Origin of the sequence: Pseudomonas sp. B2021, assembly GCF_018135665.1 — a bacterium.
In the GTDB taxonomy this organism is placed as follows: Bacteria; Pseudomonadota; Gammaproteobacteria; order Pseudomonadales; family Pseudomonadaceae; genus Aquipseudomonas; species Aquipseudomonas lactis.
Genome location: NZ_SMOF01000001.1, coordinates 4,936,516 through 4,948,014 on the forward strand (window position 1 = coordinate 4,936,516; position 11,499 = coordinate 4,948,014).

At 60.7% G+C, this 11,499-nt stretch carries 11 protein-coding genes and 1 pseudogene; 6 read left to right on the plus strand and 6 right to left on the minus strand.

What is annotated here, in order from left to right; translation table 11 throughout:
• Positions 1-73 precede the first annotated feature (73 nt).
• A complete protein-coding gene (locus tag E1K68_RS22230) occupies positions 74-637 on the minus strand; it encodes an NAD(P)H nitroreductase (protein ID WP_137203897.1) in 564 nt (187 codons plus the stop codon).
• A gap of 140 nt (positions 638-777) precedes the next feature.
• On the opposite strand from E1K68_RS22230, the gene E1K68_RS22235 reads away from it, so the two are divergent.
• The 3 genes from E1K68_RS22235 to E1K68_RS22245 are packed head-to-tail and all read left to right on the plus strand — an operon-like array spanning position 778 to position 4,401.
• Positions 778-2,205: a di-heme oxidoredictase family protein gene (locus tag E1K68_RS22235; RefSeq protein ID WP_212614662.1), complete on the plus strand. Its 1,428-nt coding sequence runs from the start codon at positions 778-780 to the stop codon at positions 2,203-2,205.
• A gap of 31 nt (positions 2,206-2,236) precedes the next feature.
• Entirely contained in the window at positions 2,237-3,301 is a 1,065-nt protein-coding gene (locus E1K68_RS22240) for an imelysin family protein (protein ID WP_003193930.1), read from the plus strand.
• Between the two features lie 2 nt (positions 3,302-3,303).
• Positions 3,304-4,401: a DUF1513 domain-containing protein gene (locus E1K68_RS22245; RefSeq protein ID WP_003193931.1), complete on the plus strand. Its 1,098-nt coding sequence runs from the start codon at positions 3,304-3,306 to the stop codon at positions 4,399-4,401.
• Positions 4,402-4,597: 196 nt separating this feature from the next.
• On the opposite strand, the gene E1K68_RS22250 is transcribed toward E1K68_RS22245, so the two are convergent.
• From E1K68_RS22250 to colR, 5 genes are all read right to left on the minus strand, one after another.
• Positions 4,598-4,825, minus strand: a complete 228-nt coding sequence (locus E1K68_RS22250) for a hypothetical protein (RefSeq protein ID WP_003193932.1) — start codon at positions 4,823-4,825, stop codon at positions 4,598-4,600.
• A complete protein-coding gene (locus E1K68_RS22255) occupies positions 4,822-5,541 on the minus strand; it encodes a lipopolysaccharide kinase InaA family protein (protein WP_003193933.1) in 720 nt (239 codons plus the stop codon). The genes E1K68_RS22250 and E1K68_RS22255 overlap by 4 nt, the downstream gene beginning before the upstream one ends.
• A gap of 4 nt (positions 5,542-5,545) precedes the next feature.
• A complete protein-coding gene (locus tag E1K68_RS22260) occupies positions 5,546-6,226 on the minus strand; it encodes a class I SAM-dependent methyltransferase (protein WP_003193934.1) in 681 nt (226 codons plus the stop codon).
• Between the two features lie 188 nt (positions 6,227-6,414).
• Positions 6,415-7,695, minus strand: a complete 1,281-nt coding sequence (locus tag E1K68_RS22265) for a HAMP domain-containing sensor histidine kinase (protein ID WP_003193935.1) — start codon at positions 7,693-7,695, stop codon at positions 6,415-6,417.
• Entirely contained in the window at positions 7,685-8,368 is a 684-nt protein-coding gene (gene colR, locus E1K68_RS22270) for a two-component system response regulator ColR (protein WP_003193936.1), read from the minus strand. Before colR ends, E1K68_RS22265 begins: the two co-directional genes overlap by 11 nt.
• Positions 8,369-8,569: 201 nt before the next feature.
• Here colR and E1K68_RS22275 point away from each other — a divergent pair, with 201 nt between their 5' ends.
• The 3 genes and pseudogenes from E1K68_RS22275 to E1K68_RS22285 form a co-directional block, all read left to right on the plus strand.
• The gene (locus E1K68_RS22275; RefSeq protein ID WP_094775300.1) at positions 8,570-10,519 is read left to right on the plus strand and encodes an LTA synthase family protein; all 1,950 of its coding nucleotides are present in this window, start codon (positions 8,570-8,572) and stop codon (positions 10,517-10,519) included.
• A 50-nt stretch (positions 10,520-10,569) separates the two neighbouring features.
• A complete protein-coding gene (locus E1K68_RS22280; protein WP_212614663.1) occupies positions 10,570-11,283 on the plus strand; it encodes a phosphatase PAP2 family protein in 714 nt (237 codons plus the stop codon).
• A gap of 18 nt (positions 11,284-11,301) precedes the next feature.
• A pseudogene (locus E1K68_RS22285) lies at positions 11,302-11,499 on the plus strand (spermidine/putrescine ABC transporter substrate-binding protein PotF); the annotation flags it as partial.

An 11,499-nucleotide genomic window follows, 5' to 3' on the forward strand; every position in this document is an offset into this window, starting at 1 on the left:
CTGAATAAACGCGGCGCCTGTGAGTTTTTCGCGAGCAAGCTCGCTCCTACATATAGAGCAGGATGGTGGTGAATTACAGGCCGGGCCAGGCCTGGACGAACGGCGTCAGGTCTTCCTTCGGCGCCGTACGCGGCGGGTTCTGCGGTGTGCCCAGGTAGAGAAAGCCAATCACTTCTTCATTCGCCGCCAGCCCCAGGCCTTTGGCGACATGAGCCGAGTAGGACAATTCGCCGGTACGCCACACCGCACCAATGCCCTGGGCATACGCCGCCAGCAGAATGCCGTGGGCCGCACAGGCGGCGGCCAGCAATTGCTCGGACTTGGGCACTTTGAAATGCTCTTGCAAGCGTGCAATCACCACCACCACCAGCGGCGCACGCAGCGGGCCGTTCTGGGCCTTGTCGATGGCGGCTTGCGGTGCGTCGGCATCCTGCAGGCGAGCCGCTTCGGCCAACAGCGTGCCCATCTGTTCACGCGCTGCACCTTCCACGGTAAGGAAACGCCACGGGCGCAGTTGGCCGTGATCGGGCGCGCGCATGGCGGCGGCGAACAGCAGGTCGCGCTGCTCCTGGGTCGGTGCCGGGTCGAGCAAACGGGGCACGGAAACACGGTTGAGCAAAGCGTCGAGAGCCTGCATTGGCCACCTCCATAAAAAAATGTGCGGTCATTCTAACGGGAAAGAATCGGGATGCCACCAAACGATAATTGCTCTTATTCAATCTGCCCTGCCCTGTTAGACTTTGCGCCTTAATTTTCTGCCCTCGTCCAGGAATCTTGATGTTCCGTGCGCTTTTATACCTGCCAGCAGCGTTGATGGCTTTAAGCCTGACTGCGTGCGATGACGCCCCTCGCTTCACAAAAGCAGAGCCGGGTGAATCGCGGGCCGGTGGCGCGGCGACGGTAAACAAGCGCGACCAGAACGCCTTTTCCCTGCCCTCGGCCAACCTGGCGCCCACGCGGCGCCTGGACTTCAGCGTCGGCAACAGCTTCTTTCGCAACCCGTGGGTGATTGCGCCGTCCACCACCACGGCGCGCGATGGCCTGGGCCCACTGTTCAATACCAACGCCTGCCAGAACTGCCATATCAAGGATGGCCGTGGCCACCCGCCGCTGCCTGACGCGCCCAATGCCGTGTCGATGCTGGTGCGCCTGTCCATCCCGGATGCTCAGCCTTACGCTAAGCTCATCGAACAGATCGGCGTGGTGCCCGAGCCGGTCTACGGCGGGCAACTCCAGGACATGGCCGTGCCCGGCGTCGCGCCGGAAGGCAAGGTGCGGGTTGACTACACACCGGTCAACGTCAGGTTCAAGGACGGTACGGTGGTTGAATTGCGCAAGCCCGACCTGCAGATCACCCAACTCGGCTACGGCCCGATGCACCCCGACACACGCTTCTCGGCGCGTATCGCCCCGCCGATGATCGGCCTGGGCCTGCTCGAAGCGATCAGCGATGCCGATATCCTGCGCAACACTAACCCCAAGACCGCCGACAAAGAGGCCATCGTGGGCCGCGTCAATTGGGTCTGGGATGACGCCCAGAACAAAACTGTCCTCGGGCGTTTTGGCTGGAAAGCCGGGCAGCCCAACCTCAATCAACAAAACGTTCACGCGTTTTCGGGTGATATGGGCCTCACCACGTCCCTGAGACCCTTCGATGACTGCACCGACGCCCAAGTGGCCTGCAAACAGGCGCCCAACGGCAATGGCCCCGAGGGTGAGCCGGAAGTCAGCGATAACATCCTGCGCCTGGTGCTGTTCTACACCCGCAACCTCGCAGTGCCCGCACGTCGGGACGTTGATACGCCGCAAGTGCTGGCCGGCAAGAACCTGTTCTACCAGGCCGGTTGCCAGGGCTGTCACAAACCTACGTTCACCACGGCCGCCAACGCCGCCGAACCTGAACTGGCCAACCAGGTGATTCGCCCTTACAGCGACCTGCTGCTGCACGATATGGGCGAAGGCCTGGCCGACAACCGTAGCGAATTCAAAGCCACTGGCCGCGACTGGCGCACCCCGCCGCTGTGGGGCATTGGCCTGACGCAAACCGTGAGTGGCCACACCCAGTTCCTGCATGACGGCCGCGCCCGCAACCTGCTTGAAGCCGTGCTGTGGCATGGCGGCGAAGCCCAAGCGGCGCAGCAACATGTGTTGTCGTTCAATGCCGAGCAGCGTGCCGCGTTGCTGGCGTTCCTGAATTCTTTATAAGCTTTGCCCCACTTACAGAAGGGAGCTCGACATGTTTCGTCCCAAGTTGTTGTTCACCAGCCTCGCCGCCCTGGCCTTGGGCGCCTGCTCGCCCCAAGACCCGCAAGCCGTGACCTCGGCGGCCATCGCCAAGCAAGTGATCCTGCCAACCTACAGCCGCTGGGTTGAGGCCGACCGTCAGTTGGCCGTCAGCGCCCTGGCTTACTGCCAAGGCAAGGAAAGCCTGGACACCGCCCGCGCCGACTTCCTGCACGCGCAAAAAGCCTGGGCCGAGCTGCAACCGCTGCTGATCGGCCCGCTGGCCGAAGGCAACCGGGCGTGGCAGGTGCAGTTCTGGCCAGACAAGAAGAACCTGGTCGGCCGTCAGGTCGAGCAACTGGTCAGCGCCCAGCCGCAGATCGACGCCGCGGCCCTGGCGAAATCCAGCGTGGTGGTACAGGGCCTGTCGGCGTACGAATACATCCTTTACGACGCCAAGCCTGACGTCGCCGACGACGCCCAGAAAGCGCGCTATTGCCCGCTGCTGATGGCGATCGGTGAACGCCAGAAAGTCCTGGCCGAAGAGATCCTGGCCAGTTGGAACAGCACCGACGGCATGCTCGCGCAGATGACCAAGTTTCCGAACCAGCGCTACGCTGATTCCCACGAAGCCATCGCCGACCTGCTGCGCGTGCAAGTGACCGCCCTGGACACCCTGAAGAAAAAACTCGGCACCCCGATGGGCCGCCAGACCAAGGGCATCCCGCAACCGTTCCAGGCCGATGCCTGGCGCAGCCAGTCGTCCCTGCAAAGCCTGGAAGCCAGCCTCGCCGCGGCTCAGACCGTGTGGGTGGGCGTCGATAACAAAGGCCTGCGTGGCCTGCTGCCGGCGGACCAGAAGCCACTGGCCGAGAAAATCGACGCCGCCTACGCAGCGTCCCTGAAACTGTTCGCCAGCAACCAGCGCACCCTCAACGAACTGTTGAATGACGACGCCGGGCGCCAGCAACTCAACGACATCTACGACAGCCTCAACGTGGTCCACCGCCTGCATGAAGGTGAACTGGCCAAGGCGCTGGGCGTACAACTGGGCTTTAACGCCAACGACGGTGACTGATGATGCTCAGGCGACAGGCTTTGGCGGTGGGCAGCGTGCTGCTCAGCGCTATCACCTTGGGTGGCTGGACGCTGTTCAAGCACAAAGACAAAGGCCCGCTGCTGCTGTCGGCGCGCGATGATGCCGACGGCAAGCACTACGCTGTCGGCTATCGCCTGGACGGCAAGCCGGTATTTGCCACCCAGGTCGGCCAGCGCTGCCATGACATCATCAACCACCCGACCTTGCCGATTGCACTGTTCGTCGCCCGTCGCCCAGGCACCGAGAGCTACCTGATCGACCTGCGCGACGGCAGGCTGCTGCAAACCATCACCTCGAACGCCAACCGCCATTTCTATGGCCATGCGGTGATCCACAAGAGCGGTGACTGGCTGTACGCCACCGAGAACGACACCTCCGACCCCGGTCGGGGCCTGTTGGGGGTGTATAAGTTCGAAGGTGAGCGGCTGGTGCACAGCGGCGAGATATCCACCCACGGCATCGGCCCGCATCAAGTCTCGTGGATGCCCGACGGCGAGACGCTGATCGTGGCCAACGGCGGCATTCGCACCGAAGCCGAAAGCCGGGTAGAGATGAACCTCAATGCCATGGAGCCAAGCCTGGTGCTGATGCGGCGCGACGGTAGCCTGATCAGCAAGGAAACCCTGGCCCAGCAGATGAACAGCGTGCGGCACATGGGTATCGCCAGCGATGGCACCATCCTGACCGGGCAGCAGTTCATGGGCCCGTCCCAGGAGCGTTCCGAGTTGCTCGCGATCAAGCGCCCGGGGCAGCCGTTCGTGGCGTTCCCGGTGGCGGATGAACAGTTGCAGGCGATGGGGCATTACACCGCCAGCGTGGCGGTGCACAGCGAACTGCGCCTGGTGGCGTTGACGGCACCGCGGGGCAACCGCTTTTTTATCTGGGACATGGACACCGCCGAACTGCGCCTGGATGGGCCCTTGCCGGACTGTGCGGGGGTGGGCGCTGTGGCGGATGGGTTTGTGGTGACATCCGGTCAGGGGCGTTGCCGCTTCTATGACTGCCGCCAGAAAAACCTGGTCGCACAACCGCTGCAACTACCGGCGGGGCTTTGGGACAATCACCTGCACCTGATCTGAAATTACCCTTCTGTGGCTGATCGTTCCCACGCTCTGCGTGGGAATGCAACCCGTGACGCTCTGCGTCACTGGCGCTAACGGACGAGACGCAGAGCGTCTCAAGAGGCATTCCCACGCAGAGCGTGGGAATGATCATGCCTGGCGCACCATAAAAAAAGGGCCTCGCATGGCAAGGCCCTTTTCGGGGTCAATCGTTTCAACTTTGCGGCCTCATCGCTTGAGACATGCCGAACATGAATAACAGCAATTCATGGTCGGGCTTGGCCGCCACACTCGTCTTGGCAATGCGTGGCAGCAGGCATTGCCCGCCACCGTCTACCGCACTCAACACTTGTGTACGAGGTTGTTCCCATACCGCCAGGGCCAGGGCTGCAACACCCAATGCCCCGACCAGAAACAAACCTCGTGCTATTTCTAGCTTCATCTGGTTAAACCCTTGATAGCGCTGCCAAACGCCGTCTCGTAAAAGTAGCTGAGTTTTTTCCAGTCGGTATCATTCCACGACGAATGGCGGCGCAATTGCAGCATATCGTGGGACGCGGCCCGATAAGCGGTCAGGCGCTGGCGGCATTTCTCGAAATCCAGCAGGGCCACTTCCACTGTCGCCGCATCAGGCTCACCGGTCACCCGCACGAAGATGTGCTTGATATACAGGCAACCGTGTTGCCAGCGGCCTTTGTGCATACGGGCCAAGGTGCCGGCCAACTCTTGCAGCAGGCGCTCGTGGACCGCCTCGCCATACTGTTGGCGGCCACCGGCGGCGTACCAGTTTTCGATCTCGTCGAAACCGTCCAGGGACGCGGTCACCAACAGGGCTTTCCATTGGTGCTCCGGGTCGCGACGCGCCTCGCAAAACACCAGTTCCGGCACACGCACATCCAGCAAACGCAGGCCTTTGAGGGCATCACGCTCACGCAGCACGGTCGGACGCCCAAAGGGGTGCAGCCAACTGCGGTAAATGTGGCCGGTCTGGCGCTTGCAATAGAGCAAGCGACCGTTAGGGCTGATCACCCGCTGCACGCCACTTTCACCACCCCGGCGACGGTTGGGTTCTTCCACCCATTCACCTTGCTGACGCCAGAAAAAATCAAATCGTTCTTCGGGAGCTACATGACTGCCTACTACGCACTCAACTGCCATCCTGTTACCTCTTGCGCAATACATACACTCGCCACATGGCGTAGAGCGGTATGAAGTCCAGGGATTCCTGAACACGGAAACCGGCCTGCTCGAATTCTGCCTCGACAGTAGCAGCCGGTAACACAAACCGGTTTTGGTAACCTTCCTGCTCACCTTTTTTGCGACGACGCACTTCGCTGCGCTTGCGCTTCCAGGCCTTGAAATTGCCGTCCACCCACAGCGAAATAATCACGCTGTCGCGGGTAACACGTTGAAACTCGCGCAGTATTGTCAGCCTGTGCTCCGGCTCACCAATGTGGTGCATCAAGCGCATGCAGAAAATACTGTCGACGGAGTTATCTGGCAAATCGATATCAAAGGCAGACGTCTGCAAAGGGCGTACCCGTTTCACCACCTCTGCCGGCTGGGCAGCGGTGGCGATCTTCAACATCGACGCCGAATTGTCAGCTCCGATAATCACACGGTTGGGTTTTTCGGCCAGTAACGGCCAGAAGCGTCCAGCGCCACACGGCAGGTCCAACACCAGGCCCGGCTCACCGGCCATGGCCAATGCGCCGCGCGCCAGTTGCTCGTCGCGTTTGTGGGACAACCGGCGAGCCAGATTGTCCTGATGCTTGAGCAAATATTTCTGCGCGTGTTGATCGTCGTACTTGTCAGAAAATTCCAGCTTGATCGGGGAAGGCATCTTACGTCTCCAGTAACTGATGCCTACGACCTTAAGCAGCGAACTGTGATCAACAGGTCAACTCGTTGTGAAAATCTTGTCCTGTCCAACTGCATACATTTCAAGACTTTACAGAAACATTCAGTAGCACCGGGCCATCTTCGCCGAAAAGCAGGCAGTCTGCATCAGCAAAACGACAGACTGAAGGGTCAGGTTTTGACTGGGTTGAGCTCCACATGAAAACGGCAGCCATTGGGCTCCATGGTGCTCAGGCTTACGCTCCAGCCCTGGCTTTCGCAGATCCGTTGCACCAGCGACAGGCCGAGGCCGAGGCCCTCGCCACGTTTCTCGCTACCGCGCACGAACGGCTCGAACATCGCTTCGCGCTTCTCTTCGGGGATGCCGACACCGGAGTCCTCCACCACGAAGCCACTGGGCTCCAGCGTCAGGCGGATAAACCCGTGTTCGGTGTAATGCAGGGCATTGCGCAGCAAGTTGCCCATCACCGCATGCAAGAAGGTGGTGTTGTAGCGGGTGTCCAGGGGGTTGCCTGGCAGGTAGATCAACGCCAGGCCTTTTTTCTCGATGGGCTCGCGCCAGATACCGAGCAGGTCTTCGGCCACCTGGGTGAGGTTGCCCTGGGGCGAACTGGCGGCGTCGTCGTGTTTGGCGCGGGCGAGCATCAGGAAGGTCTGCACCAGCTCGCGCATTTCTTCACAGGCACGGGCAATGCGCTCGACCTGGTTGCGACCTCGTTGATCGATGGCTGGGTTTTCGCGCAGCAGTTCGCAGGAACTGGCCAGGACCATCAAGGGCGTGCGCAACTCATGGCTCACATCGCTGGTAAACAGCTGCTCGCGCGACAACGCCTGGCGCAAGCGGCCGAGGGTGGCGTCGAACGCCACCGCCAGTTCGCCCACTTCATCGGCGGCGTAATCCGGCGCCAGGGGCGGTGCCAGGCCCAACAGTTGGTCACGATGACGGACCTGGCGGGCCAGGCGTACCACCGGCGCCATCACCTTGCGGGCCAGCACCCAGCCGAGGAACGCCGCCAGTGCCAGGCTGAGCACGAAGCCCACCAGCACCACCGCAAACAGCACGCGCTCACGCTCTTCGAAATCGCTCTGGTCTTGCAGCAACACATAACGCCGACCATCGACCACTTCAACCATGGCGTGGTACGACAGCGCCTCACGAAACACCTCATGAAACCCAGGGTCCAGATGGCGCAGGTCCTTGGGCAGTTCAAAATCGCCACGCCCGCCGCTGAAATAAAACAGCTGGTCCGGCTCCGGCCGGTGGCTCCAGTCTTCGACGCTGTCCATCAACAGCAGGCGCTGCAGGTCACCGCCCAGGCCCGCCGAGATCAACTTCTCTTCCACCAGGTGCACCGTCGCAATGATGCCCACGGCGAAGGCCCCCGCCACCAACGCACTCATCAAGGCGAAAGCGATGATGATCCGCTGGGCAAGGCTTTGCTTAAACTCCATCACGACCCTCGGCCAGGCGATAACCCACACCGTGCACGGTTTGCAGTAGCGGTTTGGCGAAAGGCTTGTCGATCACTTGGCGCAATTGATGAACGTGGCTGCGCAGGCTGTCGCTGTCCGGGCAATCGTCGCCCCACAGGGCTTCTTCGAGAACTTCCCGGCGCAAAACATGCGGGCTTTTCTGCATCAGCACGGCGAGCAGTTTCAGGCCCACCGGGTTGAGCTTGAGCAGGCGCCCTTCGCGGGTGACTTCCAGCGTATCGAGGTCGTAGTTCAGGTCACCCACTTGCAGGGCACGACGCCCGCCGCCCTGGGCACGGCGCAACACTGCTTCGATACGCGCGGCCAGTTCCGACAAGGCGAACGGCTTGAGCAGGTAATCATCAGCGCCAGACTTGAAGCCCTGCAGCCGGTCATCCAGTTGGTCGCGCGCGGTGAGCATGATCACCGGCGTATCACGGCGCGCGTCTTCACGCAGGCGTTTGCACAAGGTGTAACCATCGATGCCGGGCAACATGATGTCGAGCACGATCAGGTCGTAATGCTCGGTGGCCGCCAGGTGCAGGCCCGACAAACCGTCCTGCGCACAGTCCACTGTGTAGCCTTTGAGCCCCAGGTAATCGGCCAGGTTGGCGAGGATATCGCGGTTGTCTTCAACCAATAGAATTCGCATGGGCAGTGTCTCCGTACGCGGTAACGGCCGTGTTGGCTCGCGCAGCTTAAGGCCAAGCGAGGCTCAGGGATAGAGCGCAGAGCCCCGCCGATAAAGGTTTTCAACTGTTTGTAGAGCCGAACAAGTTTTTCACTATAGCTTCACAAACTGACTACAGCCTCAGGAAGAAGATCGCCCCCCATTGATCTAAGGAACATAGACATGGGTTTTTTCAAAACAGCGCCAATGCGCTATTTGCTGTTGATCACCGGTGCCTGGTTAGTGGTTTTCCTGCTCACCCGCAGCGTGCTGCTCATTACCCACCTGGATGAAGTCAGCGGCAACCTGTTGCCGGTGTTTGGCGTGGGTTTGCTCTACGACTTGGGTTTCCTGGCCTATGCAGCCTTGCCGCTTGGCCTGTATCTGCTGCTCTGCCCGCCTGCCTTGTGGCGCCGCCGTGGCCATCGCTGGTTCCTGCAAGCGGTGCTGACCGTCAGCCTGTTCGCCATGCTGTTCACCTCGGTGGCCGAATGGCTGTTCTGGGATGAGTTTGGCGTGCGCTTCAACTTTATCGCCGTCGATTACCTGGTGTACTCCGATGAGGTACTGAACAACCTGCTGGAGTCTTACCCGATCGGCAAGCTGCTGAGCCTGCTGGCGATGCTGGCACTGATTCTGAGCGTGGCTCTGCGCAAACCCTTCAATGCCGCGATGGCAGCGCCCTTGCCTGCGCTGCGTGGCCGTTTGGTCAACGCCCTGGGCCTGCTGGTGCTCGCCGGCCTCAGCCTGCAACTGGTCAGCCAGGACAGCCCGCGCACCCAAGGCGGTAACGCGTATAACAACGAATTGGCCAGCAACGGCCCCTATCAGTTCTTTGCCGCGTTCCGTAACAACGAATTGGACTACACCCAGTTCTACAAAAGCCTGCCGACCGATGTCATCGCCAAGCAGTTGCACGCCGAACTCAGTGAGCCCAACGCCCGCTTTATCGACCAGGACCCGCTGGATATTCGCCGTGCCATCACCAACCCCGGCACACTGCGCAAGCCCAACATCGTGCTGGTGACCATCGAGAGCTTCAGCGCCAAGTACATGGGCAGCAATGGCGATGCGCGTAACCTCACGCCCAATCTGGATGCGTTGCGCCAACAGAGCCTGTACTTCAATAACTTCTATGCCACCGGTACGCGCACCGACCGCGGCCTGGAAGCCATTACCCTGGCAATTCCACCGACACCAGGGCGTTCGATCGTCAAGCGCATCGGCCGCGAAAGCGGGTTCGCCAGCCTGGGTCAACAGCTCTCGGCCATCGGTTATGACAGCGTGTTTGTCTATGGAGGGCGCGGTTACTTCGACAATATGAACGCGTTCTTCAGCGGCAACGGTTATCGGGTGGTGGACCAGAGCAGCGTGCCCGAAGCAGAAATCTCATTCAAAAACGCCTGGGGCATGGCCGACGAAGACCTGTTCAAACAGACCTTGAAACTGGCCGACGCCGATTACGCCAAGCAACAGCCGTTCTTGCTGCAACTGATGACCACCTCCAACCATCGCCCCTACACCTACCCGGACGGGCGTATCGACATCAAGTCCGGCAAAGGCCGCGACGGTGCGGTGAAATACACCGACTACGCCATCGGCCAGTTCCTTGAGGCAGCGCGCCAGAAGCCGTGGTTCGATAACACGATCTTCGTGTTCGTCGCCGACCACACCGCCGGCAGCGCAGGCAAGGAAGACCTGCCGATCACCAACTACCAGATTCCGCTGTTTATCTACGCGCCCAAGCTGATCGACGCACGGGAGTCCGCTCAACTGTCCAGCCAGATCGACCTGGCGCCGACCTTGCTGGGCCTGCTCAACCTGAGCTACGAATCGACATTCTTTGGCCGCAACCTGCTGCAGGACAACCCATTGCCTGCACGGGTGGTGGTGGGCAATTACCAGCACCTGGGTCTGTTTGATGGCAAGGACTTGGCAATCCTCAGCCCGCGCCAAGGCTTGCGTCGCCACGACCAGGCCCTGGGCGAGAGCCAGGAGCTGCGCGTCGGTAGCGATGACCCCTTGATCCAACGGGCGATCACCTACTACCAGGCCGCCAGTTACGACTACAAACAGCAACTGCTGAGCTGGAAAGCGCCCAAGGAAGAAGCTCCAGTCTTAAGCAAACGCTAATCAAAAAGCCCCGTGCAGGTGAGCGCGGGGCTTTTTTACCAAGGTTCGTGATGAAATCCCCCTCCTCTTTACCGGTTTCCAAACCGCTTGATTTCTGGCTGTGCCTGGGCCTGCCTGCCGGCGCTGCAGTAGCCTTGCTGTTGCTTGAACTGACGTCAGTGGACATGGACCTGGCCAGGCATTTCTATAGCGCAGAGGCTGGCGGCTTCATTGGCCGCTATAGCTTTTTCCTTGAAGACATCCTGCATGACCGTGCCAAGCAACTGGTGATCCTGTTTTCGGTGCTGGCGATTCTGGGCCTGGTCGGCAGCTTCATCCTGCAGCGACTCAAGCCGTACCGCCGTGAACTGGTGTGCCTGGTGCTGTCGCTGGGAATGGCGACGGCGTTCGTGTCGCCGTTGAAAACCATTACCGCCGTGCAATGCCCCTGGAGCCTCAAGGAATTCGGCGGCCAGGAAACCTACAGCGAACTGCTCAGCCCGCGCCCGCCTACCGATAAACCCGGCCGCTGCTGGCCCGGCGGGCATGCCGCCACCGGGTTTGCCTTGTTCGCCTGGTTCTTCGCCCTGCGGGATCGACGGCCACGCCTGGCGCGCTACGCGTTCATCTTTGCTGTCAGCCTGGGCAGCGTGTTTTCCGTCAGCCGTATGCTGCAAGGGGCGCACTTTTTTTCCCACAACGTGTGGACAGCGATTTTTTGCTGGCTGATCTGCTTGGGGTTGTATTGCTTGTTGCTGTACCGGCCTGCACGGCAACGGTCGTAGCTTTCTGTAAGAGCGAGCTTGCTCGCGAAAAACTTCAACGATAACGCGTGCTTGCTGAATGAACGCGGCGCCTTTGAGTTTTTCGCGAGCAAGCTCGCTCCTACAAAAAAGCCATTAGGGCTGCCTGCGAAAGCCAACGGTAACCACGATGCGAAGCGAGTCGCTCTTGATCTGCTTGTGATCTTGATCTCAGGCGCCCCGTTAAACCACGCTGGC